18 protein-coding genes are annotated in these 25,060 nt (G+C 71.0%); 6 read left to right on the top strand and 12 right to left on the bottom strand.

Annotated elements, in window-relative coordinates; genetic code table 11:
- From FB563_RS41375 to FB563_RS41360, 4 genes are all read right to left on the bottom strand, one after another.
- Positions 1–879 (bottom strand): TauD/TfdA dioxygenase family protein, encoded by an 879-nt coding sequence (locus tag FB563_RS41375; protein WP_055705638.1) that lies wholly within the window; start codon positions 877–879, stop codon positions 1–3.
- A complete protein-coding gene (locus FB563_RS41370) occupies positions 876–2,192 on the bottom strand; it encodes an ATP-grasp domain-containing protein (RefSeq protein ID WP_142219279.1) in 1,317 nt (438 codons plus the stop codon). Before FB563_RS41370 ends, FB563_RS41375 begins: the two co-directional genes overlap by 4 nt.
- 93 nt (positions 2,193–2,285) lie before the next feature.
- The gene (locus FB563_RS41365; RefSeq protein WP_107100591.1) at positions 2,286–3,380 is read right to left on the bottom strand and encodes a methyltransferase; all 1,095 of its coding nucleotides are present in this window, start codon (positions 3,378–3,380) and stop codon (positions 2,286–2,288) included.
- Positions 3,377–4,423 carry a PLP-dependent cysteine synthase family protein gene (locus FB563_RS41360; protein ID WP_055705636.1) on the bottom strand — a complete coding sequence of 349 codons (1,047 nt, stop codon included), beginning with the start codon at positions 4,421–4,423 and terminating at the stop codon, positions 3,377–3,379. Before FB563_RS41360 ends, FB563_RS41365 begins: the two co-directional genes overlap by 4 nt.
- A 213-nt stretch (positions 4,424–4,636) precedes the next feature.
- Between FB563_RS41360 and FB563_RS41355 the strand changes: the two genes are divergently transcribed.
- The 4 genes from FB563_RS41355 to FB563_RS45360 all read left to right on the top strand — a co-directional run bounded on the left by FB563_RS41355 (position 4,637) and on the right by FB563_RS45360 (position 8,534).
- Positions 4,637–5,452: a helix-turn-helix domain-containing protein gene (locus FB563_RS41355; protein WP_159045492.1), complete on the top strand. Its 816-nt coding sequence runs from the start codon at positions 4,637–4,639 to the stop codon at positions 5,450–5,452.
- A gap of 76 nt (positions 5,453–5,528) precedes the next feature.
- Positions 5,529–6,812, top strand: coding sequence for an MFS transporter (locus FB563_RS41350; protein ID WP_055705634.1), 1,284 nt, complete (start codon positions 5,529–5,531; stop codon positions 6,810–6,812).
- A 47-nt stretch (positions 6,813–6,859) separates the two neighbouring features.
- Positions 6,860–8,080 (top strand): ATP-grasp domain-containing protein, encoded by a 1,221-nt coding sequence (locus FB563_RS41345; protein WP_079048712.1) that lies wholly within the window; start codon positions 6,860–6,862, stop codon positions 8,078–8,080.
- Positions 8,081–8,180: 100 nt separating this feature from the next.
- Positions 8,181–8,534 (top strand): helix-turn-helix domain-containing protein, encoded by a 354-nt coding sequence (locus tag FB563_RS45360; RefSeq protein ID WP_341874459.1) that lies wholly within the window; start codon positions 8,181–8,183, stop codon positions 8,532–8,534.
- 659 nt (positions 8,535–9,193) lie between these two features.
- Here FB563_RS45360 and FB563_RS41335 read toward each other — a convergent pair.
- The 8 genes from FB563_RS41335 to FB563_RS41300 form a co-directional block, all read right to left on the bottom strand.
- Complete coding sequence (locus tag FB563_RS41335; RefSeq protein ID WP_055707075.1) at positions 9,194–10,603, bottom strand: dihydroorotase; 1,410 nt, start codon at positions 10,601–10,603, stop codon at positions 9,194–9,196.
- Positions 10,591–11,742, bottom strand: a complete 1,152-nt coding sequence (locus tag FB563_RS41330; RefSeq protein WP_234357803.1) for an acyl-CoA dehydrogenase family protein — start codon at positions 11,740–11,742, stop codon at positions 10,591–10,593. The genes FB563_RS41335 and FB563_RS41330 overlap by 13 nt, the downstream gene beginning before the upstream one ends.
- Positions 11,721–12,767: a PrpF domain-containing protein gene (locus tag FB563_RS41325; protein WP_055707076.1), complete on the bottom strand. Its 1,047-nt coding sequence runs from the start codon at positions 12,765–12,767 to the stop codon at positions 11,721–11,723. The genes FB563_RS41330 and FB563_RS41325 overlap by 22 nt, the downstream gene beginning before the upstream one ends.
- A complete protein-coding gene (gene asnB, locus FB563_RS41320; RefSeq protein WP_055707077.1) occupies positions 12,764–14,566 on the bottom strand; it encodes an asparagine synthase (glutamine-hydrolyzing) in 1,803 nt (600 codons plus the stop codon). Before asnB ends, FB563_RS41325 begins: the two co-directional genes overlap by 4 nt.
- Before the next feature lie 259 nt (positions 14,567–14,825).
- Positions 14,826–16,577, bottom strand: a complete 1,752-nt coding sequence (gene cydC, locus FB563_RS41315; RefSeq protein ID WP_055707078.1) for a thiol reductant ABC exporter subunit CydC — start codon at positions 16,575–16,577, stop codon at positions 14,826–14,828.
- The gene (gene cydD / locus FB563_RS41310) at positions 16,571–18,283 is read right to left on the bottom strand and encodes a thiol reductant ABC exporter subunit CydD (RefSeq protein ID WP_055707079.1); all 1,713 of its coding nucleotides are present in this window, start codon (positions 18,281–18,283) and stop codon (positions 16,571–16,573) included. The genes cydC and cydD overlap by 7 nt, the downstream gene beginning before the upstream one ends.
- 15 nt (positions 18,284–18,298) lie before the next feature.
- Positions 18,299–19,321 carry a cytochrome d ubiquinol oxidase subunit II gene (locus FB563_RS41305; protein WP_055707080.1) on the bottom strand — a complete coding sequence of 341 codons (1,023 nt, stop codon included), beginning with the start codon at positions 19,319–19,321 and terminating at the stop codon, positions 18,299–18,301.
- Positions 19,322–19,522: 201 nt separating this feature from the next.
- Positions 19,523–20,815, bottom strand: a complete 1,293-nt coding sequence (locus FB563_RS41300; protein WP_055707082.1) for a cytochrome ubiquinol oxidase subunit I — start codon at positions 20,813–20,815, stop codon at positions 19,523–19,525.
- 244 nt (positions 20,816–21,059) lie between these two features.
- Between FB563_RS41300 and FB563_RS41295 the strand changes: the two genes are divergently transcribed.
- Together FB563_RS41295 and FB563_RS41290 are read left to right on the top strand one after the other, a co-directional pair.
- Positions 21,060–21,650: a TetR/AcrR family transcriptional regulator gene (locus FB563_RS41295; RefSeq protein ID WP_055707083.1), complete on the top strand. Its 591-nt coding sequence runs from the start codon at positions 21,060–21,062 to the stop codon at positions 21,648–21,650.
- A 343-nt stretch (positions 21,651–21,993) separates the two neighbouring features.
- A complete protein-coding gene (locus FB563_RS41290) occupies positions 21,994–24,741 on the top strand; it encodes an ATP-binding protein (protein WP_079048845.1) in 2,748 nt (915 codons plus the stop codon).
- Positions 24,742–25,060: the final 319 nt, after the last annotated feature.

Raw genomic sequence — 25,060 nt, 5'->3', positions numbered from 1 at the left:
CTATTGCCCTTCCTCGTCCCCGTCGCCGGCATGGATCACGTAGCTGCGTTTGCCGTCCAGGCCGACAGGCACATCGCCGGTGACCGAGACCCGGTGCAGCAGCCGCCGGTGGCCGTCGTAGTCGTCGACGCCGTAATGCTGCGTGCAGCGATTGTCGAAAATGAGCACGTCCCCCGGCCGCCAGTTCCAGCGCACCTGGTTTTCCGGACGCAGTGCGTAGGATTGCAGCACATCGATGATCGGCCGCGATTCCCGCAGACTCATTCCCACCAGTCGCTGTGCGAAGCCGCCGAGGAACAGGGACGGTTCGCCCGTCTCCGGGTGGACCCGGACGACCGGGTGCGCGGTCTCGAACCGCTTGGCCAGGAACGCCCGGCGCACTTCGTCACCACGCCTGGTGCCCAGGCGCGGCTGTTCCGCCCGGTTGGTGTGCACCGCCCACAGCCGATCGGCGATCTCCCGCAACTCGGCGGGGAGATCCCGGTAGCCGGCCTCGCCACTTGCCACCAGCGTGTCTCCGCCGTAGGGCGGCAGCACCACACTCCGCAGCGAGGTTCCCAGGGACGGCGTCTCGGTGAAGCTGATGTCGCAGTGCCAGTGGTTGGCGCGTTGATCCTCCCCGTCCACGACGAGGACCTGCGGGCTCTGCTCGGCGGTCCGCATCAGCGGATGCCGGTGGGTGAGCGGGCCGAACCGGCCGGCGAAGGCCAACTGCTGTTCGTCACTGATGTCCTGGTCACGGAAGAACAGCACCTTGTAGTCGAGGAATGCCTTCTTGATCTCGGAGAACAGCTGATCCGAGATCGTGGCGCCCAGGTCGATACCGGTGATCTCGGCCCCTATTCGGCCGCCGATGCGCCGGATGTCGATGCCGCTCATGTGCTCAACCCCCCATTTCCTTCCGGAATCACGGGTGCGGTCCGCTCATGCCAGCCTTGCGCCAGCGCATCCTCCAGGCCGTTCAGAACCGCGTACGCGTCGTGCACGAGCGTCCCGGAATCCGCCGACGTCATGTAGAGGACTCCGCCGAGCCCCATCTTCCCGCCGCTGGGCTCGTATTTCGGCATGGGCGTCCCGTCCGGGATCGTCAGTCCCGGCGCGGTCTCGATGCTCGTGCCGGGAGTCACCAAGGACTGCCAATCGACCACGCGACTGTCCCAGACCAGGTCCTTCGACCACGGGTCCCCCGCGGCGTTCGTGGCGAGGAGGGACAGCGTGCTTGCGGCCCCCTTCGCGTCATGCTGGGTCAGCATGGAATCCGGCGGGCCGGCCGGGAGCCCGAGCAGCGCATCCGCCAGCATCCCGACCAGATCGAGGCCGTAGACATGCTCTATTTGCGCGAGGATCGTGGCGCCGCCGAACCGCGCGGCGGACTCGACCAGCGCGAGGCCCCCGTCCTCCATCAGCTTGATCTCCGTGTGCGTACCACACGTCCGCAGCCCGAGAGCATCGACCGCGGCGCGAGCCACCGATTCGATCGCACGCTGCAGCCGTACCGGGAGTTCGCACGGCGCTATGTTGCACAGCTCCATGAAGGGCGGGATCGTCGGCAGCCTCGACGTGATGCAGACCGGGTGATACACACCCTCGACGACTATTCCCTCCACGCTCAGATAGTCACCGTAGCCGCTTCCGTCCTCCCACCAGGACCGCGTCGTCCCCGGGATGATCTCCTCGGCGAGGAAGTCGTTCTCCGCGCCCGGCACCTCCAGCATCAGGACGTTCGTCGCATCCGCCGTCCTCATCACCGACGTCGCCTCCTCCCACGCCGGCCCGATCTGCTCCTCGGAGGAGATGACGAGCTGCGCGGTCGAGCCGGCGCCCCACGCCGACTTCAGCAACAGCGGCGGCCGCAACTCGCGGAACGCCTGGCGCAGGTCCGCCGCCGAAGCCACCGTCCGGTACGCCGGTTGCGGCACCCCGGCCTTCGCCCACGCGGCCCGCATCAGTCGCTTGTCGCGCGATGACGCCGCCCCCCGACCCGGGCCGGGAAGGCCCAGCCGGTCGGCCGCCAGGGCCACCGGAACCACCGTGTACTCCGACAGGCCGCACAGCGCGTCCGCACCGACCTGGCCGGCCGCCTCCACGATCGCGTCGACCAGCTCGTCCCCCTTCAGCCGCCGCTCGTGGGCGGGGATGACCGAGGCGCAGTACTCCTCCGTCCCGGCCGGCAGCGGCTGGAACGCGAGCACGTGGATCTCCGCCCGGGCGGCCAGCCGGGGCAGCGCGAAATCAAGGGGCGGACCGGACCGGCTGTGCACCAGCAGGATGCGCTTTTTCACCGACTATTCCTTTACTCCGCAGAGAATGCTATGCACATGGATCATCTCGGGCGGCCGCAGGTCCGACTCGTGAGTGATCGTCTCTATGGCGGTGAAACCGCATTCCTCCATCCACTGCTTGTAGGTGGAGACCTTCTGCGGACCGCCCTCGGCCGTGCTGCAGCCGAGGAAATACGCCGGGAAGAAATCTGCCTGGCTCGAGTCCTTCACGTCCTCCGGGTAGGTCGGGACCAGGGCGTAGATCCGGCCGCCGGGTTCCAGGCACTCGTACACGGCGCGCAGCACCCGGAATACGTTTTCCTTGCCGAGCTGATCCAGGAAATGCTTCACCAGGACAACTCCGAAGCCTTCGGGGAGGCCGTCGAACACATCGCCGCCGATGAAGGAGCAGGATTCCTCGACACCGTGCGCGCGGAAATTCTCCAGCGCGTCATCCCGCTTCTCCGGGAAATCGAAGCAGGCTACCTGCAGATTCTTTTCCGGATTGTACTTGCACGTCAGGATCGCGCCCAGTCCGGTATGCCCCGCCAGGTCCAGCACCCTGCTGCCGTGCTCGATGTCGACGTTCTCGAAGAACCATGGGTCGATGAGGGACGTCGTCTGATCCATCATCGCGGACCATGCGGTACGGAGCTCATCGTGTTCGGCACACGCCTCGTAGAGGTTGCCATGGAACCCGAAGATCTTTTCCAGGCCCACCACCGTTCCCGTCCGCACGCTGTCGGCCAGGTGGTAGAGCTGCCGGAGGCAGACCTCCTTGATCATGGTCATCAGGCGCATGGCCCGGGCGAACTCGTCGTCGGAGAGGCGGGCGAGGCCGCCGGCCCGGTAGCCGCCGGTGCTCTCGTCGTAGACGACGAAGTCCTCCTTGACGAGCAGGTGCAGCAGTTGCTCGACGGCGTCCGGCCGGATGCCGGCCACCGCGGCCATCTGCGCGGCCGACACCCCGGTACCGTCGTTCTTCCGGAGATGGTCCAGGACCCCGAGCTCGTAGCAGGCGTACACGGTCATGAACCTGGTCGGGCCGACCGCAAGATCCCGGAACTGCTCCAGGACGTGCTCGGGCCTCGCCAGTGGTCCCGTGGGTGTCGTGGTCATGTGCCCACCGCCTCCCACTGCTCGGGATTCCCGGCGTCGGCGAACAGGGTGACCACCACCTCGTCGGGGGGCAGCTGTGCGGCGATCTCGCGCGCGACCAGCCAGTTCGCCGAGGCGGACGTACCGATGCGCGTGCCGGTCAGGCTGAAGAACTCCGCGGCACCCTCAAGTGCTTCCGGATAGGAGACCTGGCGGTGCGCGGCGACGTCGTTCTCGTACGCCTTCACGAACGGCTGTTTGAGGCCGTATCCGAGTCCACCGGTGCCGCACAGTCCCCGGGGAGTCGCCGGAGCCCCGCCGTGCCCGTACGGGGATTCCGCCGGCGTCACGCCCACCGCCCGCACACCGGGATTGACGGTGCGCAGCATGTTCAGAACTCCGATGAGGGTCCCGCCCGTACCGATGGCGGCGACCCAGGTGTGCGGCTTGCGGCCGTTCAGCTGCCGTACGATCTCCGTGCCCGTGGTCGCCTGATGCATGGTCAGGTTGGCGGGGTTGAGGTGCTGGAACAGAAGCTGCCAGGAGCCGTCTCCGTCCGCGATCCGCATCGCCTGCCTGATCGTGCCGAGGAAGCCCTCCTCCTGCGGAGCGATGTCCACCGCGGTCCCGCGGGACCGCAATGTGTCCAACACGCTCTCCGACGTGAACGACGCCACGACCAGACGCAGGGGGATTTCCGCTTCCGCGCACAGATAGGACAGCGCCAGACCCAGGTTCCCACCCGAGTACTCGACCAGCCGAAGATCCTCCGCCGGCCGGTTCCCGTGGCGTCTGATGGCCTCGCACACCAGCGCGTAGGCTACGCGGTCCTTGACCGAGCCCGCCGGGTTTCCCCATTCGCACTTCGCGAGAATGGTCGCGCCGCCGGGCTTCGACGGGACCTCGATGAGCGGCGTATCCCCGAGACGCTCACGAAATCTGGCCAGCCCCGGATACCGTTCATGGATGGCGGTCACGCTCGGCAGCTCGGCTTCGGCGACATGGCTGAAAGGCTTCAGCAGTTGATCCACCACCGGAGCCAAAATCTTCCGGACCTCGTCCATTGGAATTCCTCTCCGCCGTCTCGTTCACGCTGGCAGCTTCCGCTAGCGGGGATGACGGGCCCTCGCATTGGTTCACAGCATGCGCGGGGCGGAAAGTCCAAGCCATATCCCATATTGCTGACCCCGGATTGCGGCAGCCGTTCCACCCCGGTTCGAGCGCTGCTCGAGCCGTGCTCGACCGGGGCGATACGACGGCCGCGCAGAATGCTGGTCGTGACAGCAGACGGACGCCAAGCAGTGCCCGAGGCCCACGACGGCGCCACCCGTGAATGCATAGAGCGTGCCATCGAGTACATCTGGGAGAGGTACAGCGAGCCGGTCTCGCTGGACGAGCTCTCCAAGTGCGCCCTGCTCAGCCGCTTCCACTTCGCTCGAACATTTCGGGACGTCACCGGCATCACTCCTGGCCGGTTTCTTTCTGCGGTACGCATCCATCAGGCAAAACGTCTGCTGATCAACACCTCGAGGACGATCACGGACATCTCATCCGCGGTGGGATATCAGAGCCTGGGGTCGTTCACGAATTACTTCACGCAGAGCGTCGGCATGCCACCGAGCCAGTTCCGTCACCTCGGGGAGGGCGCCGTACTCAATCCCGCCCCGCCGAAGAACAACGCGCGTTCGCCACGCGGCACGGCGGCCGTGACGATTTCCTTTCCCAGCGGGTGCCCGGCCCTGCGGGTGTACGTGGGGATCTTCCCGTCCCCCATCCTCCAGAGCCCGCCAGTCGCCGCGAGGATTGTCGAGGCGGCCGACGACCGCCCGTTGCGCTGCGTGTTGCCGAACGTCCCGCACGGCACGTGGTTCATCCACGCCGTCGCGGCCGCGCGCGCCACCGGCCTGGACCAACGCACCCGCCGGCTGCTGTTCGTGGACCGGCGCGATGCGGTAAGGGTCGGCGCCCCTACGGCACTTCGCGTATCGATGCGCCTGCGGCCCAGCAGGCCGACCGATCCCCCGATCCTGCTCGCGCTACCGGATCTGCGTGCGCTTCCCACTCCCCGTCCGGCCGCGGGCCAGGCCGGCTGAACGGCATGTCCGGTCGGCCGACCTCGGAGCCGGATGCCGGCTCCCTTCGCCGTCCCCCCAGGATTTCGAGGCATACATGATCACCGCCGACGTACACCGGAACTTGAAGCTGCGCATCGGAGTCGGGTTCGTCCGGAAATTCCTGGACATCATGCTCGCCCCGCTGATGGTGATCCACTTCTCGCACCTGTACGGCGCGGCGACGGCGGGACTCATGACCCTCGCGATCGCCGTCGCCGTCGTCGGGTGCGCGTTCGTCGGCGGCCACATGTCCGACACCCTCGGCCGGCGCCCCACCCTCCTGCTCGGCGAGATCGGCAGCGCCGCGGCCCTCGTGCTGCTCGCGCTGGCGAACTCCCCATGGTGGCACTCGGGAACCGTGACCTTCTGCTGCTATCTGCTCAGCACCAGCCTCTTCGGCATCGCGGTACCCGCCAACGACGCGATGATGGTGGACATATCCACCCCGGAGACGCGTGCGCAGATCTACACGATCAACTACTGGTCGATCAACGTGGCGTTCCTCCTGGGTTCCCTCACGGGCGGCTTCGCCTTCGGCGGGTACTTCTTCTACCTCCTTGCCGGCGCCGCTGTGCTGGCGAGCCTCATCGCACTCGTCACCCTGGTCGCGATCAGCGAGACCGCGCCGCGCGGCCGCGCCGGTGAGGTGCAGGGCCGTGGATGGCTGAAGACACTGCTGGGCGGCTACATGACGGCGCTGCGCGACAGCGTCCTCGCCCGGCTGGTCCTGTCCGCCCTCCTGATCCGCAGCGTTGAGATCCAGATCTCGTACTACATCGCCGTGCGCCTCAGCAAGGAGTTCGGGCGGCAACAGCTGCTTGACACCGGCCCGTGGCGGCCGACCGTCAACGGCGTCGAGATGCTGGGCATCCTGCGGGCGGCGAACACCCTCATCGTGGTCTGCCTGGCGCTGTTCGCCGCGTGGCTGTTCGGCCGCCTGTCCGACCGGCAGCGCATCTTCGGCGGCATCGCACTCTTCACGGCCGGCTACATGGTGTGGGGGGCGAGCAACGCCCCCTGGCTCCTGCTCGTGGCCGCGGTGGTGCTCACCGTCGGCGAGATCATGTCGGTGCCGATCCGTCAGGTCCTGCTGGCCGATCTGGTGCCCGCCGAGGACCGGAGCAGGTACATGGCCGTGTACCAGATCAACGTACAACTGGGGATGATCGTCGCCTCGCTCTGCCTGGCCGTCGGCGTACTGGTCCCGGCGGTCGGGATGAGCGTGCTGTTCGGCCTCTTCGGAGTCGGCGCGATGGCCCTGTACTGGTCGCTCTTCCGCGAGCGCGACGCGCGCGCAGCGGCCGCCCCGCAGGCCGTCGTCGCCCGGGAAAGCGCGTAGCAGCCATGAGGACCACCGCAGGCCGTACGAGTGAAGGGAGCGCACCGATGACAGACAAGATCCTCATGGTGATGCCGTGGCGGGCGTACGTGCGCAAGGCCACCGAGGAGGGCTTTCGGGTCTTCTCCATCTGGGACCCGGACCGCATCCCGCAGGACCACCGGGACGAGGTCGCGCGGTACTCCGAGGAACTGCTGTACACCGACTTCCGGGACGTCGCCGGGCTGCGCCGGCTGGTGGCCGAGACGGCCACGCGGCTGGGCGTCTCGCATGTCCTGCACCTGGGTAACGAGGACACCCAGCTCCCCGTCTGCGAGGAGGCGCACGCGCTGGGGCTCGCCCCGAACCCACCGCAGGCGCTGCGCGTCATCAACGACAAGACGGCGATGCGGCAGCTGCTGCGCGAGCGCGGTCTCTCGCCGGTGCGGGCCACCGTGGCCGAATCGGCGCGGCAGGCCCGGGCGCTGTTGCCGACGTTCGAGCTGCCCGTCGTGGCCAAGCCGGCCCTTCTCTCCGGCAGCCGCGGGGTACGGCTCATCCACGAGGAGCCGGACATGGACGACTGGGAGGAGCAGCTCGCCGGCCAGCGCTATACGGGTCCGGTGCTGATCGAGGAGTATCTGCGCGGGCCCGAGTTCAGCGTCGAGACGCTGACCGTGCAGGGTTCCCACCACCTCGTGGGCGTCACGGCCAAGCGGAAGACGCCGCCGCCCGGCTTCACCGAGATCGGGCACGTGCACCCCGCGTCCCTGGCCGAACCCGATCGGGCGGCGGTCGCCGACCTGGTCATCCGGTTCCTGGGCGAGACCGGCTACCGGTTCGGCCCGGCACACACGGAGGTCATCCTGACGCCGGACGGTCCAAGGATCGTCGAGTCGCAGACCCGCGCCCCGGGCGACCGGATCCATCGGGCCATCGCGCTCGCCTCCGGGTTCGACATCGAGGCGGCCATCTTCCGCGCGCTCAACGGCAAACCGGTCCAGGTCGACACCGCCCACCGGGTGGGGTGCGTCTCCTTCTTCCAGCTCCGTCCCGGACGCCTCGTGTCCGTGGAGGGGCTGGACGACATCCGCGCGCTTCCCTTCGTGCACGAGCTGAAGTTCCCCTTCACGCCGGGCGACACGGTCCCGGAGATCAGGAACTCCGGAAGCCGGCACGGCCATGTCGTGATCGACGCCGCGTCCGAGCAGGAAGCGGACCACCGGATCGCCCTCGTACGCGACCTGTTGCGCGCCACGACGGCCCCCGGCCCGTCGGACCCCTGCTAGGAACACCCCGCGACCCCGGGCCCTGTCGTCGAACTCCCTCCCCGGCCGTCGGCCGGGGGCACCCAGAGCACTGCTGTCGGCGGCAGCGGCTCGATCATCCGTGCCCGCAACACCACGGCCAGCACCCGCCCCCGAGCAGCCGGACCACCCCCACCCCACCAGGACATCACCCCGGCGAAAGAGGAATCCCGCACCCCGCACCAGGTTCTGCCGTCACCCCGGACACCGAGTGCCTGCCGTCGCGGATCAGCTGAGGCGCAGCCGCAAGACGGTCCGCCGCCGACTCCACCGGTTCAACCGTTGGGGCCCGGCCGGCTTGGGGGACCTGGGCCGGCAGGGCCGCACGCGTCGGATCGCCGAAGCCGAACGCTCCGGGGTCAGCCGGCCTGGTCGAACTGCCACCACCGGGCCGGCTCACGCTGCAGGCGGACGGCGAGTCGGCCGCGGCGGATGAGTCCGCCCAGGAGCCGCTCGCGGGGGGTGCGTCGCCGACCCGCGCCCTCGGCAGGCGACCGCCCACCGAGGTGCGCGACCGCCGTGTCGGCGCGACCATGACCTGCGTGGGATACGCAGGCACGTCCCGGACGGTCCTGATGCCACCCCGGCAGGTCCGTCGTGCCCCGGGACCTCGCGCGACGACCGGCCGGTTCGGACGCGTCCGCCGCGTCGCCGCCGCCCTGCTCACGGCCGTCGTCTGCCAGTCAGCCGCAGCGGGCCCTGGACGCACTGGCTGCTCAGGCACAGCGGCTGGGATCGGAGCCGGCCGCAGCCAGGTCCCGCAGGATGCTGCCGGCCGAAGGGGTGCGCCGCCGGAGCACCCGGTCCTGGACCCGCTCGAACGACCGTGAGTTCGGGGAAAGACGCCGGAGACGACCTGGAGCCACGGCGCGCTGCCGGTGGGAGACGGACAGGAGATCACCATGCCCGCCTCCGCCCGCAACAGCCTTTCCCTCCGCGCCGGCCTGGAACACCGTCCAGGAATCCGGCACGTCTTCATCCCGTCGGGGCCTGCCGGCTCAGCCTGCAGGAGGGCTGGCGGCGCACCCGAGCCCGCCCCTGGACAAGGGCACGTCCCGCACCGCCGACCCGCGTCCTAGGTTTCGACGGTGCGCGTCACGGCCGCGCGCCCTCCGTCGTGAGCGGTCGCCGCGACATCCCGGCCGGAAGCCAGCGTCCGGTGGGGCTGCCGAAGCTCCGGTCGCCCGCGTTCCAGACCACCTCTCCCGCCCTGATCGTGGTCAGCACCTTGCCGGCCATCGTCCATCCCTCATATGCCGACCAGCCGCACTTGGCGTGTACGTCGTGCGCGGAAAGCATCCACTGATCATCCGGGCCGAAGATCGCCATGTCCGCGTCGGCGCCCGGCTCCAGGCGGCCCTTCCCCGGCAGGCGGAAAAGCTCTGCCGGCCTGGCCGCCAGGTGATCAACGAGTCGCATGATCGCCACGTCGGAGGATTCGTCGAGCCACCGTCGGCGCATCCCGGTCCAGACGGCGACGGCGAGTTCCTGCACGCCGGGAATCCCGGGCGGAGCGTCCGGTATCGGCAGGAGCTTCTCCGCCATGGTGTGCGGGGCGTGGTCACTGCCCAGTGTGGCGACCTCACCGCAGCGCAAGGCCGCCCAGAGCCGGTCCTGGTCGGCCGCGGAGCGGATGGCCGGCGCCAGACGGGTACGCGCTCCGGTCCGCAGCGTGTCGCGGTCGGTGAACGACAGGTGGTGCGCGGTCACCTCGAAGGTGAGCGGCAGCCCGTCGGCGTGCGCGGCCGCGAGCAGGTCGACCTCCTCCGCGCTGGACACGTGCAGGATGTGCGCCTGCGTTCCGTACCGGCGCACAAGCCCGATGACATCGGCCACGGCCGCGATTCCACCGCTGCGCGGCCGTGAGCGTTCGTAGGCGGCGTAGTCCCGAAGCCGCCCGCGCGCGTCGTCGAGCAGCGTGAACAGGGTGTCCCGCTCGGCGTGCAGCACCAGCCGCACGCCGCCGGCAGCGGCGGCGGCGAAGATCCTCTCCAGCTGGTCCCGGTCCCGTACGACCGTCGGCGCGGTCTGATGCCCGGCCATGAAGACCTTGGCGCTGGTGGCGATCGCGGGGTCGAGGTCGGCGAGCAGTTCGGGTCGATCCGGGTCGGCACCCAGATGGAACCGGTAGTCGACCAGCGATGACCCCGCCACCAACGCGGCCTTCGCCGCTATCGCGTCCGGCGTCAAGCCCGGAGGCCTCGTGTTCGGCATGTCGATGACAGTGGTGACGCCGCCCGCCACGGCGGCCCGGCCGGCGTGCTCCCAGTCCTCCTTGTGCTCCAGGCCCGGCGTGCGGAAATGCACATGTGAGTCGATCAGCCCGGGCAGGACGTAGGCGTCACCGGCATCGAGCCGTGGCACTCCCGGGGGGGCCTCATCGATGTCGGTGATGGCGCCGATGCGGCCCGCGGACACAACAACCGCGCCCGGCCGCACGCCCGTTGGCGTGACGAGGCGCCCGGTCACCACGAGATCGGCACGTTCCCGGCTCAGCTCTCCCATGACTCCGCCACCAACTCTCGGCACAGCTCATTGGTCGGACCCATCAGAGCGACCGCCCGGGCATCGGCGATCAACCGGTTCAGCCGGTGATCGACGACGTACCCGGCAGACCCGAGCATGCGGGAGACCTCGAGGCATATCTCCTCGGCGGCGGCGGAGGCGTGCAGCTTGGCCTGCAGCGTGGTCCGGCCCGGATCGTCCGACGATCGGTGGCCCGCGCGCACGACGAAGGCACGCGCCGACTCCAGCAGCGTGCTGAGCGCGACCATCTGGTGCCGGACGGTCTGGGCCCGTGCCCCGTCGAGGCGGCCGCGGTGCTGGGCGGCGAGGTCGTACACCGCCTGGGCGATGCCGATCGACACCGCGCCGAGCGTCGCGCCGCTCTCCCGCACGCCGGCAATGATGGCCGTCGCGTGTCCGAGCGGTCCCAAGCGATCGTCGTCGGTGACTTCGCAGTTGCTGAGCTGGACGAAGCCCGTCGCGGATCCGCGCATGCCCACCAGGTCCAGGCTCAGGTCGGGGATCAGCCCGGGGTTGTCGCCCCGCACGAGGAAGAAGGTCTGGCCGGCCGAGCCGTAGCTGCTGCGCGGGTCGTCCTGTGCCTGTGACGTCTGCACGAGCACGAGGTAGAGGTCCGCGACACCGGCGCCGGTGGTGAACGCCTTCGCGCCGCTCAGCAGCCATCGATCGCCCGGGAGCCGCTCGGCGGTGGAAGCCAGCCGCTTCTTGGCGGCACCCGCCCCTGTCTCGCTCCACGCCGAAGCGGCGAGGAACTCGCCCGAGGCCAATGCCGGCAGGTACCTCGCCTTCTGCTCGTCGGTGCCCCATTCGTCGATGCGCGCGCACACCGCGAAATGCTGGAACAGGATGATCGCCACGGACGGGTTCACCGTCGCCACCTGCTCCACCACCCGGTTGACGGCCGCGGCGTCACCCCCGGCGCCTCCGTAGGCCTCCGGGACGGCGGTCGCGAGCAGTCCCGAAGCCCGCAGTCTCGACAGCACCGACGTGTCGGGCTTGCCGGTGACGGCGGTGTGCGCATCGGACTCGCGCAACATGTCCAGGGTCGGCGGCGCGAGGGTCGGCCCGACCGTGCGGACGACGTCCTCTGTGCGAATCAGGCGGGAAGCGACAGACATTCTCCGAACTCCCTGGGTTGGAAACGGGCGAGCGGCTCGGGGAAGAACGGGCCGTGGTACCGGACGGTCTTGTTGCCCACGGCGACCCAGGCGAGTTCGGTCCGGCCATCGCCGGTCCGGGTGGTGGCGGTGACCGCCGTGCTTCCGCCGGTGGTCCGGATGTCCACCTGCCCGCCGAGACATCCCACGTCCCGGGCCGCGAGCCAGGGAATCGTCTCCGGAATGCAACTCGCCGCCCCCAGGCAGACCGCGCCGGTCAGCGCCAGCGTGGGATGCCAGCCGGGCACGGTCACGGCCCGAGCCGCTATCCGGCCGGCTCCGTCGGGGACGACAACGGCGATCTTGGGGAAGGCGCCGTCGGGCGACCAGTCGAGCAACCGGGCCGCCGCCCCGCGAATCCGTTCCAGCCGGTCGAACAGGGCGGGCCCCCCGGCGAACAGTTCCGCGGCGTCGGCCACCCCGGCCTCCCGCGCCCCGACGAAGACGTACGGGTTGCCGGAGGAGACCATGGAGACGGTCACCTTCTCGTCCTGCAGGTCGAGAGTCGTCTGCGGCTCGTCCCGCAGCAGCAGACCTGTCACCGGGACCGGGGGCGTGTGCAGGAAGTACATCGTGCATCTGGCGGTCTCTCGGTCGGCCTCCTCGGTCTCGCACACGAGGTGATCGCCGTTGTTGAGGACGTGCACCCGCACCCGGTCCCCGGGGCCCTGCCGGGGAAGCATCCCCGACCGCCCGGCCGCCATCACGGAGCACAGCACGGAGTGCCCGCACGAGCCACGCAGATCGAACCGCGCCACACCGTCCGGCAGCGCCTGGATGAAGCGGTAGTCGAGATCGAACAGCGGATGCGACGAAGGCTCGATCAGCGCGATCTTGAGTATGTGCGCCCCGCCGGCCAGAACCAGCCGCCGGCGGACCTCGGTGAGGGCCTCGAGGAGCGGCCCCCTCTCGCTCGGAAACTGCCGCGCGTCCAGGACGAGTGTGGGGCAGGGACTCCCGGACGCATAAGCGATGTGACCGATCACGCGACCATCGCTCCCATCGCGGCTCCCGCCCGTGCGCCCGGCCGGAACTGCTCCCGCCAGACTTCGTGCACCAGCAGGGCCCATATCGTCAGCGCCGCGGTGTCGTCCGGACGGTCGGCCTGGGCTTGGAAGAGATTCCGTACGGCGCCGGGCTCGATCTGGCCCGCAGAGCGCAGCCGGCTCGCGCCGAGCATGTCCTGGGCGAAGTCCCACAGCGGCTGCCCAGGGGCGAGCATCGCGGTGAGAGGCAGGGTGAAGGGCTGCTTCGGGCGGTTGAGGACGTCCTTGGGCAGCAGTCCGGAGGCGGCGGCGTACAGCGCCCGCTTGACCCGCCCGCCGCTGATGCGCATGTGGTCGGGCAGCGCCCGCCCGAAGGCGACGATGTCGCGTTGGCAGTACGGCAGCCGCACCTCGACCGAGTGCGCCATGCTCAGGTGATCCACGCGGCGCAGGTGATACGCGGGCAGGCGGTATTCCATCTCGAATGCGGTGATCCGTCCCAACCGGTCGGCGCCGTCGTCGCGAAGGAGACGGCTCGCCCTCTCGGGAAGCGGTGCCGCCAGGCCCATCTCGGCGGCGTAGTCCTTGGTGTAGAGCAGGCCTCTCAGCCGCGCGGGGGCGACGGCGAGGGCATCCGCGTACGCCGCACGCCACGGACCGGGGGCCTGTGCCGCCGCGCGCATCCGGTCGTAGCCGCCGAAGACCTCGTCCGCGCCGTCGCCGGTCAGCGCGACCTTGAAGCCGGCGTCCCGTACGGCGCGGAACAGGGCGTAGGTGCTGAGCGTGATCGGGTCGGCGTTCGGCTGGCCCAGGTGCCACACGACGTCCGCCACCAGGTCGGGGAAGGTGGCCGGATCGATTTCCACTTGGTGGTAGACCGCCCCGGTCCGCTCCGCGATCTGGCGCGCGTACCGCCGCTCGTCCCCGGGCCAGGAGCCCTTGTAGGAGAGATTGAAGGTGTGAAGATCGCGGCCGTCCTCTGCGGCGAATGCCGTGACCAGGCCGGAGTCGAGCCCGCCGGAGGTGATCGAGGCGAGCGGGACGTCGGCCATCCGCAGCCGGCGCACCTCTGTGCGAAGCATCGCGCGCAGCCGGCCGGGTGTGTCGTCGCCGGGCAACGGGCCGGGCCGGGGCGGGTTCCGGCGCAACATACGCAACCCCGAGGCCCGGTCGCAGACCGCGGTGGTCGCCGGCGGCAGCACCTTGATGTCGGCGAACATCGTCTGCTCGCCGAAGGGCGTCTTGGTCGCGAGGTATGCCTCCAGACCCGGCGTCCAGGCGGTGCCCGACACCGCGTCGAACGCGAGCAGGGCGGGGATCTCCGAGGAGAAATGAAGCGCTCCCGATGCCGGATCCCACCGGTAGTACAACGGCTTCATGCCGACGTGATCGGTGGCGAGCACGAGCCGTGGCTCGGCCCGCTGGTCGAGAACGGCGATCGCGTACATGCCGTCCAGGTGCTCGGTGAAGCCGTCGCCGTACACGTCGTACAGCGCCGGGAGGATCGAGCCGTCGCAGCGGTCGGGAAAGGTGTAACCCCGCGCGCGCAGCCGCTGTCGAAGCTCCTCGTGGTTGTAAATCTCTCCGTTGAAGACGATTTTTATTCGACCGTCCAGAAGCTCGTACGGCTGCTGGCCGCCGTCCAGATCCACAATGGCCAACCGGTTGTTCCCGATGGACCACATCGCGTCGTGCACGCTGCCTTGGCCATCGGGGCCACCGTGCCGCTGAAGTGCGCCGACCGTCTGCAGTTCACGTGGAGTCACCACGCCATTAAAGTGACCAAATATCCGACACATCGCCCGACTCTCGCCTGTGTGAATTAATTGGAACTGGACTATCAGTACCGATGCGACGGTAGGTCGAATTCGTCTCCTGGATCAGCGTGAGGCTTCTGCCGGTTTTTGCTCTTACCGCGAAGGGAACCGGTCCTCGTTCCTCCCATGCATTGCCCCAAGTTGACCAGCTCGGCCTAGAAGCGGGCTAGAGCGGCGGTCCGGCAGGAGATGCGTAGAATCCCCCGCGCCTCACCGACACGGGCTGAGAGGCGCCGCGGGCTCACCGCACGGTGAGCCCGGGCACCGAGCGCTGCTCGGCCTCGCGTTCCGCGGTGTACTGGTCGCGGTAGTAGCCCTCCTGAGCGAGGAGTTCGGCGTGGCTGCCGCGCTGGACGACGTGCCCCGCGCGCAGCACCACGATCTCGTCTGCGGACTCGAGGCCGCACAGGCGGTGGCTGACCAGGAGGAGGGACCGGTCGCCCGCCGCGGCCAGGGCGTCACGGAGCAGGGCGTCGGCCGCCCGGGGATCGACGGACTCGGTGGGTTCGTCCAGAACGAGGACGCGGGGATCGGCGAGCAGGGCCGCCGCGAGCGCCAGCCGCTGACGCTGGCCACCCGCCAACTCCGCCGCGTCGTCCCGTACTTCGGTGTCCAGGCCACCCGGCAGGCCACGGACCCACGCGGCGGCACCCGCCTGCTCGAGGGCGGACCACAGCTCCGCGTCCCCGGCGTCCGGTCGGCCGATCCTGAGCACGGAGCGGACCGTGCCGGCGAAGACGTAGTGCTCCTGTGTGAGCCCGCACACGAGACGGGGCCGCAGCTGCCGGCCCGCTGTCCGCTCGACCGGCACACCGTTCAGCGTCACCTGTCCCGCGCTGGGGCGGACGAACCCCAGCGCGGCGGCGAGCACGGTGCTCTTGCCCGCGCCGCTCGGCCCGACCAGGGCGACCTTGCGCCCCGGGGGCAGTGACAGGCCGAATCCGCTCAGCGCCGCCCGGGACGCTCCCGGGGGCACCACGGTGACATCGTCGAACTCCAGGGTGAGAGGACCCGCGGGCACCGGGAGCGGGTGCGCGGGTTCGGGCACGGGCGGGCGGGCGCGCAGTACTTCCCGCAACCGCCGCAGCCCATGGCCCAGCTCACCGAACCGCTCCGCCGCAGCCTGCACGGGAGCGCTCGTCTCCACGGCGGCGAGCGCGGTCAGGGTGAGGACGGCGACGGTGACCGGGCCGAGCCGCCCGGCGTCCTGGGCCCTCGCGGCGAGCACCGCCACCGCGCCGGTCGTCACCAGCCGGACCAGGAGCCCCGCGGCGCCGGCGGTGGCCCCGCGCAGCGCCACGGAGCGTTCCAGCCGGGCGACGGTCCGCGCGGCGGCACGCTCGCGCTCGGTGGCGGCGGCCGACGCCCCGCAGACCGCGAGGTCCTCGGCCCCCTCGATGATGTCCACGCTGCGCACCGCCAGCGTGCCGCGGGCCCGCACCAGGCGTACCCGCGCCTGGTCCAGGGCGACAGCCGACGCCACCGGCAGCAGCACCGAGCCCACCAGCAGGCCGCCGCCCAACGCGGCACCGGCCGCGGGCAGTTGCAGCCAGACCCAGGCGGTGACACCGACGCCGACCGTGAGCGCCGCGAGTCCGGGCAGTATCACCCGGATCACCAGGTCCTGCACCGCCTCCACGTCCGCGAGCAGCCGGGTGAGCAGGTCGCCACGGCGGAACGCGGGCTGCCCGGACGGGGCCAGCGGCTCCAGCGCGCCGAAGAACCGGCCGCGCACCCGCTCCATGATCCGCAGCGCCGCGTCATGCCCGGCCAGCCGCTCGCCGTAGCGCAGCGTGCCGCGCACGATCGCCAGGGCGCGGACCGCGACCACCGCCAACGACAGGGCGGCGAGCGGGGGTTGCTCGAAGGCCCGGCAGATGAGCCAGGCAGCGGTGGCGGTCAGGGCCACCGCCGACACCTCGCACAGTGCCGTCGCGAGGGCCGCGAGGACCAGGCGGGTCCGTAGCAGTGCGGGGGCTGAACGCCTCACCATGTCGGCTGTCCTTCCAGCAGGCGCGGCTGGACGTCGACCGAGCCGTGAGCGGCGTGGAACACCGTGTCCGCGTGTTCCATGACCCGGGGGCGATGGGTGACCACCAGCACGGTGGTGCGCTCGTCCCCGGTCAGGGCGCGCAGGGCGTCGAGCACCCGCTGCTCCGTCTCCCCGTCGAGACGCGCGGTCGGCTCGTCGAGCAGCAGCAGCGCCGGCTTGCGCAGCAGGGCGCGGGCCAGCGCGATCCGTTGCCGTTCACCGGCGCTGAGCACGGCGCCGCCGTCGCCGAGCGGGGTCGCCGGGCCGTCGGGCAGTGCCGCCACGAAGTCGGCGGCCCCCGCCGCGGCCAGCGCCTGCCACACCTCCTCGGGGCCGGCGTCGGGGCGGCCGAGGCGGACGTTGTCCGCGAGGGACATGGCGAACAGGTGCGGCCGCTGCGGCACCACCCCGAGCGCGTCGGTCCAAGCGGCGCCGGGGACGTACGGCAGCGTCCGGGACCCGATGCGGATCTCGCCGCCGAGCGGTGGGAGCTGGCCGGCGAGGGTGCGCAGCAGCGTGCTCTTGCCCGCGCCGCTGGGCCCGGTCAGCGCATGGCAGCGGCCGGGTTCGAGCGTCAGCGACACCTCGGTCAGCGCGGGAGGGCCGCCCGGGAAGCCGACCGTCAGCCGGTCCAGGACGACAGGGGTCCGGGCCGGGCTGGGCACGGTCACCGGGTGCGGCCCCGACGCGGCGGGCCGCATCGGGGCGGGGGCGGCCGCCCTGATCCGGCGGGCCTGGTCGAGTACGGCCCGGCCCTCCTGGCTCGCATGGAAGCGCAGCGCCAGGGAGCGCAGCGGGCGGTACGCCTCCGGTGTGAGCAGCAGCACGGCGAGGCCCGCGGTGAGCGACATGTCCCCGGCGAGCAGCCGGAAGCCGACCGGCACCGCGATCAGGGCGACGGCCAGGGTGGTCATGGTCTCCAGGACGAAGGACGACAGGAACGCCTGCCGCAGGGTGGCCATCGTGACCACCCGGTGCTCGGTACAGGCCGCGCGGATCCGCCGGGCCGCGTCGTCCTGCCGCCCGAACACCCGCAGGGTGGTGAGTCCGCTGACCGCCTGACGGAAGCGCTCGCCCAGGCGCAGCAGTACCTTCCAGTGCCGTTCGGTACGCGCCTTGGTGTGCAGGCCGACGACGGCGAGCACCAGCGGGACGAAGGGGAGGGTGACCAGCACGGTGAGCCCGGAGGGCACATCGAGGAACAGCAGCGCGCACACGACGGCGGGCGGCACCACGACGGCGTGCGGCAGCACGGCCACGGCGCCCGAGACGTAGCCCTCCAGCGCGTCCGCGCCGCGCGTCAGCACGGCCACCACGGCGGCGGGCGGCGGCCCCGCGCCCCGGATCCGGCCCCGGCCCGCGGCCTCGACCAGCTCTCCGCGCAACGCCTGCTGCACCCGCGTCGCCTCCCGCGCCGGATACCAGCGCTCCCACCAGACCAGCCCGCACCGGGCCGCGACGACCCCGGCGATCAGGGGCATCGACACCGTGGCGAAGGCCTCGCGGGAGCTGCCGTGGAAGAGGGCGGCGAGTACCTGGGCGAGCAGCAGCGCCTGGGCGACGACCAGCGCGCCGCCGAGCGCCGCACCGACCGTACACACCAGCAGGAACACCTTCACGCGTGGATGGATCCGCACCAGTTCGGGGTCGAGCGGTCCGTGCTTCATGCGTCCCCCGGGGCGTCAGTGGAAGGCAGGTGCCGTGGACCGGGCCGCGGGAGCGCGCAGCAGCCACCACATCCGCAGTTGTACGGCGATCACCAGCACCAGGACCGGGCCCGCGGTCCATGTGATCAGTGCCAGTGCGGTGCTGTCCGCGGCGAGGTCCTGGACCGCGACGGCGCGCACTCCGGACCGCGCGGGGGTCGCCAGATACGGGTACTTGGCCGCGAACACGGCGACCGGCGCGAGCCCCACCGCGACGGCCGTGGCCGCGTACGCCCGCCAGGGCTGTCCGGCGGACAGCGCGCGGACGGCCGTCGGCAGGGCGAGCACGGCGAGGGCGAGCAGCAGCAGCGCGAGGGCCGGCCGGTGCAGCGCCGCCCCGCCGGTGTGCCCGCCGGCCCAGGAGGCGAGGCCGGTCAGGACGACGAGCAGGCAGCCGACGCCGCACAGCCGCCGGGCGAGCACGGTGGCGCGGGCGGCGACCGCCCCGGTGGTGCGGGCGGCGGTGAAGGCGCAGCCGTGCGCACCGAGCAGCGCGACGGCACTCACCCCGCCGAGCAGGGCGTACGGGGTGAACGCGGCGCCGCTGCCCAGGACATGGCCGCTGCCGTCGAGGTCGAGCGACCCCGCGACGGCGACCAGGAACGCTCCCCAGCCGAACGCCGCCGCCACGCCGGCCGCGCAGATCACGCCGTCCCACCGCCTGCGCACGCCGGTCTCGGGGTGCCGGCTGCGGAGCATCACGGCGCTGATGAGGACCAGTGAGCCGGTCATGGCCAGCAGGGCGAACGGCGCGGCACCGACCAGGAGTTGGCTCTCCAGGCCCGGCACGGTGCCCACCAGGATGCCGAGGGAGACCAGCAGCCAGGACTCGTTGACGAGCAGGAACGGGCCGAGGCCGCCGAGCACCTGACGGCGCTCCCGGTCGCCACGAGCCGTGAACAACAGGGTCGAGCCCACTCCGTAGTTGGTTCCGGCGAGCGTCAGATAGCCGGCGAACAAGGCGATGAACCCGATGGTCCACAAGGTCGGGTAACTCATGGCCGGTGTGCTCCTTTTGCAGCGTGAGATGCGGGACGGGACGAGCCGGGACGAGTCGGCGAGCGCCGGCCGGGCCGGGGGCGCGCCGGGGCTCCTCCTCCAGGGGCTCCAGGGCGGGCGGACGCGGCAGCAGGCGGTACAGCTCCAGCGCGGTCGCAAGACGCGGGCCGCCATGGTGCGACCCGATCCGCCGGACAGGCCCTAGAGCAGGACGCTGTCGCGCTCGTCGTCGAGTGTGCCGCCGGGATCGGGGCGTTCGCCGGAGCCGGACTCCTGTGCCCACAGATCGGCCTGCGCGGGGCCGCGCATCGCCGCTTTGCCGAGCAGCCACCAGTCGAGGACCAGCAGGGTCGTGACGATCCCGCCCAACACCACCAGGGAGACGGTCAGCTGGGTGGCGGTGAGCGAGGGAGTGAGGGCCTGCCGGGTGGTGAGGATGTCGTCGATGACGAACGGCTGCCGGCCGATCTCGCGTAGCAGCCAGCCGGCGATGTTCGCCACGAAGGGCAGCACCATGGCGATCCGCAGCACTCGGTGCAGCGGCTTCGACGTGAGCATCCGGTCGCCGCGCAGTGCGATCAGCGTCCACGTGGAGACGATCAGCAGCACGAACCCGACGGCCATCATCGCGTACGCGCTGTACTGCACCAGTGGCCCCGGCGGCAGCCCGGCGTCCCCGAAACGCTCCGCCAGCGCCCGCTGGAACCCGGCGATCCGGTCACTGTCGCCGTCCAGCAGCGCCTGCTTGATCGGCTGCTGCGCGCCGATCCGGTCGATCTGCACCGCACCGCTGAGGCCGACCAGCCAGGCGCCCCAGAAGCCCGCGTGAGCGCCCATGCGCATCGAGTGCCGTACGAACGCGTCGTCGGCCCGGCCGCGCCCGCGCAGCAGCACCGAGACACCGAGCATGAAGAATCCGCCGACCGCGGCGGCCCCGCCGGTGATGTGCAGGATGGCGATCCACGCGTTGGGGTTGGTGAACAGCGCGAGCGGGTCGGTCAGCTGGAGGGTGCCGTTGCGCATCTCGTACGCCACGGGGTTGTTCATGAAGCCGTTGGCCAGCAGGGCCCAGACGACGGAGAGGTACGCGGCCGCGGCGACGATCCAGATGCAGGCCAGATGCACCTTCGCGGGCAGTCGCTGCCAGCCGAAGATCCACAGCGCGAGAAAGGTCGACTCCACGAAGAACGCGACCACGGTCTCCACGGCGAGCGGCGCGCCGAACACTCCGGCGCCCATGTTCTCCAGGCCCGACCAGTTGGCGCTGAGCTGGTACTCCATGGCGATGCCCGCGCCGATGCCGACCGCGTAGTTGATGACGTAGAGCGTGCCCCAGTACTTCGTCGCCTGCCGGAGCGCCGGGTCGCCCGTGCGGACCCAGCGGGTGTGGCAGATCGCCACCATGACCACGAGCCCGAGGGTCAGTGCGACCAGCAGGTAGTGGACCCCCACCGTTAAGGCGAACTGGGTGCGTGCCAGTCCGACGGTTCCCATGTCCTAGTCACCCCAAAGAGATCGGTTCGGCCGCCAAGGCCCCGTGCACACAAGGAGGTTATCAGCACTCGTTTTGCAATCGATGCTAGATATTCGGTCATTGACAGCGGCATGGGTGACCGGCATGAGCGTCCCTTTCGGGAGCATCGGCAATTTCGTTCATCGAAGCAGCGGGCGGTCGAGCCTCCCTTGAGTCAGTCATTGCTAGAAAGTCAATCAACGAAAGACGTGCTAGCGTCGATTCATGACTCCTCGAGAGCGTCGCTTGCGTGAACTGGCCGAACGCCGGCAGCTGATCCTCTCCACGGCACGGGAACTCGCCGAGGCCGAGGGGTGGGACGCGGTGACCACCCGACGGCTCGCCGATCAGATCGAGTACAGCCAGCCCGTCCTCTACCAGCACTTCAAGAACAAGGACGCCATCGTCCACGCGGTGGCTCTCGAAGGCTTCGCAGAGCTGGCTGACGCACTGCGCCGGGCGCGGCTCGAAGGGGGCGAGGACCCGGTGGTGGCCCTGCGGCTGGCCGCCCGCGCCTACCTGGGCTTCGCCGCCGCCAATCCCATGCTCTACCAGGCGATGTTCACGCTCTCGGCGGGCCTGGAGTTCGCCACGGAGCAGACCCCGCAGGAGATGATCGACGCCTTCACGGAGCTCATGTCGGTGGTGCGCCCCCTCGTCGCGGACCAGGACGCCGAGCTCCACACCGAGGTCGTCTGGAGCGCCTGCCACGGCCTGGCGAGTCTCACCCGGGGCGAGCGGTTGCGGCCCGGGCTGCAGGAGGAGCGGCTCACCGCCCTCGTGGACCGGTTCGTCCGCTCCGCCACACCTGCCTGAGCCGACGCGACCACGCCGACGCCCTCAGGCCGCCCGGCGCGGCCCGGCGCGCCAGGTCATCGAGGGCCTCGTGTACACGTACCGGCCATCACACGGCCGAAGGAGCATCCCGGCTCCGGCGGAATCGGATGCTGGTCTTTTGGTCCCGTCAGTCCCGTGACTGCCGGACGGTGAGCGCTGCCGGTGCTTTCATGGCGCGCTTTCATGGCGCCGGACGTGGATGCGCGGGTCGACCTGCCCTCCCCAAAGGCCAAAACGGCAGTTGAACGCGTCCAGCTCGCTGACCGAGAATGGCCCGACCGGCCTGTGTCGTTTCGGCGGCTGACCGTTTCTTGGGGGGGAAGTGGGCGGTAGTGCCTTTGGGGAGCTTCTGCGTGACTGTCGGCTCTCGGCCGGCTGGACGCAGGACGAATTAGCCGACCGGTCAGGGGTGTCGGCCCACTCGATCAGTGTGTTGGAGGCGGGGCGGCGCCAGCCGCGGCTCTCCTCGGTGAGCCGGCTCGCCGAGGCCCTCGCACTCGATCCGCGCCGCCGGGAAGAGTTGCTCGCGGCGGCGCGCACCGTCTCCGCCCCGGCCCGCGCGGCCGTCGCCTCCGAAACGGGGCGGCCGCGCCCGGGGGCGCCCTGCCAGCTCCCCTACGACACCCGGCTGTTCACTGGCCGGGCCCGGGAGCTCGATCAACTGCTGGCGCTGGCCAGGTCGGCGCCCGCGGGCAGCGCCTCTGGCATGGTGGTGATCTCGGCGATCGACGGCATGGGCGGTGTGGGCAAGTCCGCGCTGGCCATTCGCGCCGGGCACCGGGTGCGTGCGCAGTTCCCTGACGGGCAGCTCTTCGTGGACCTCCACGGCCACACGGCCGGGACCGCCCCGGTCACCCCCGCCGACGCCCTGGACTGGCTGCTGCGTTCGCTGGGCGTGGCGCCGCAGCAGATACCCGAGGAACTGAGCACCCGCGCCGCCCTGTACCGGGAACGGCTCGCCGACACACGCACCCTGATCGTCCTCGACAACGCTGCCAGCAGCGCGCAGGTGCGCCCGCTCCTGCCAGGCACTCCCGGCTGCCTGGTCCTGATCACCAGCCGCAAGCGGCTGACCGGCCTCGACGACGCACACAGCCTGGCCGTCGACCTTCTCCCGGACACTGACGCGGTGGCGCTGCTGCGAGAGGGCGCGGGCCACGGTCGCGTCCCCGCCGGCCATCCGGCGGCCGCCGAGCTCGTCCGGCTCTGCGGCCACCTGCCGCTGGCGATCCGCATCGCCGCTGCGCGGCTGCGCCACCACCGCGGCCTGGGCCTTCAGGACCTGGTGGACAGGCTCCGCGACGAGCACCAGCGCCTGGCCCATCTGACGGACGAGGACCGCAGCCTGACCGCCGTCTTCGCAACCTCCTTCGCCTCCCTCGCCCCCGAGGAACAGGACCTGTTGCGGCTGCTGGGCCGCTTCCCCGGCTACGACGTCGACACCTGTGCCGTCGCCGCCCTGGCCGGCACCGACCACCGCACAGCGGAACGGCTGCTGGAATCCCTGCTCCACCACAACCTGCTGGTCCAGCGCACCCCAGGGCGCTACCTCTTCCACGACCTCGTCGGGCTCTACGCCCGGTCGATGGCCGAGGACCAGACCGGGGAGACGGACCGCGACGCCCCGCTGGCCAGGCTGGCCGGGTACTACCAGCACGCCGCCGCGCGGGCCAACGAACACCTGGCACGCCGTACCCGCCCCGGCCGGCGCCTCGAGTCGGCGGCACCGGCTGCCCTCCCCGCGCTGACGGACCGGGCCGAGGCCCTGGCCTGGATGCGCAGCGAGCACCGGAACCTGCTCGCACTCCTCGGTCACCCCGCCCTCGCGGCCCTCCCCTCGTTCACCGTGTCGGTCTCGGCTGACCTGGCTGCCTTCCTTCTGCTGGAGGGGCGCTGGAGCCAAGCCGCCGCGTTGCACCAGTCCGCAGTGACCGCGGCGGCAACCGCCGGCGACCGCCGCGGCGAGGCGGACGCCCTGTGCGACCTGGGCCGAGCCCGGCACGCGACGGGCGACTACCGGGCCGCCGCGGAGCTGTACGAGAGGGCTCTCGCGATCCACCAGGAGCTGGGCGACCGGCACGGCGAGGCCAACGACCTCCACGAACTCGGCCGCATCCGGCTGCTGACCGGGGAGATCCGGGAGGCCGCCTGGCTGCACGAACGGGCCCTGGCAGCCTTCCGGGCCCTCGGTGACCGGCTCGGCGAGGCCCGCGCGCTGTGCGACCTGGGCCGGGCCCGGCACTCCTCCGGCGACTCCCCCGCCGCGATCGAGCTGACCTCGCAGGTGCTCACCCTCTACCGGACCATGGGAGACCGCCGCGGTGAGGCCGCCGCCCTGCACGACCTGGCCTACATCCTGGACGAGACGGGCGACCGGAACAGCGCCGGGGAGTTCTACCAGGAGGCGCTGACGATCTACGAGGATCTCAACAGCGTGCAAGGCGTGGCCAACACCCTGCGCGGGCTCGGCCGCGTCCGGCACGCCGTCGGCGACCACCGCGGCGCAGCCGAGCTGCACCAGCGCTCCCTGGACGCCTGCCGGGAGGCGGGCAGCCGCCACGGAGAGGCCGACTCGCTGCTCGGCCTGGGCCGGGCTCGCGACGCGCTGGGTGAGGATCGCGACGCCGTCGCGCTGTACCAGCAGGCGCTGGCGCTCTACCGGGAGATCGGCAGCCGTCTCGGCGAGACCAGCGCCCTGCTCGACCTCGCCGCCCTGACCGAGCGGACGGCGGACCCACGCTCGGCGCTGACGCTCCACCAGCAGGCCCTGGCACTCGCCCGCGACACCCGCAGGCTGTTGCACGAGGCACACGCCCTGGAAGGCGCCGCCCGCTGCGCCCTCGCTCTCGGCGACCGCGCCGCCGCCCTGGCCGACCTGGAGGACGCCGTCGCCCTCTACCGCCGGCTCGGCTCACCCTCCGCCGCAGACACCGCTGACTGGCTCTCCGCCCTGCGGACCCATCCCTCTCCGGCAGCCGAGGCCGGGCCGCCGCAGTGGTCCACCAGCACGCCGACGCGATCGAATCCCCTGACTACGATGTCGCGTGGGCGATCGGAAAGACCATCCTGAGAGGGCCGCGGCGTAGGCGGCGTCCGGCGAGCAGCAGCCGGACGGGGGAGTCCAGGCCGATGCTGACTTCAGCACCGGACGGCCTCTTCCAACCCGGAGGCATGGTTTGTCCGACCGGGGCCTCCCGCTCGCTCAGCGTCCAGGCTGAGTGGACCCGTCATAGCCGTACTCGCCCGGGTCCGAACGACAGGCGAACGTCAACCTGCCGTCATGGAGGTGCCGTTCCGGGGCATCGAGGATGTGGTGCAACGCAAGGGCGAGAACAGGGACCATCCCGGCACCCGTCGCCTTCTGCCAGCAGTGCAACTAGCCACTCTGC

The organism is Streptomyces puniciscabiei (assembly GCF_006715785.1).
In the GTDB taxonomy this organism is placed as follows: Bacteria; Actinomycetota; Actinomycetes; order Streptomycetales; family Streptomycetaceae; genus Streptomyces; species Streptomyces puniciscabiei.
Note: the sequence above shows the minus strand (reverse complement) of the source record. Positions and strands in the feature narration are given on the sequence as shown.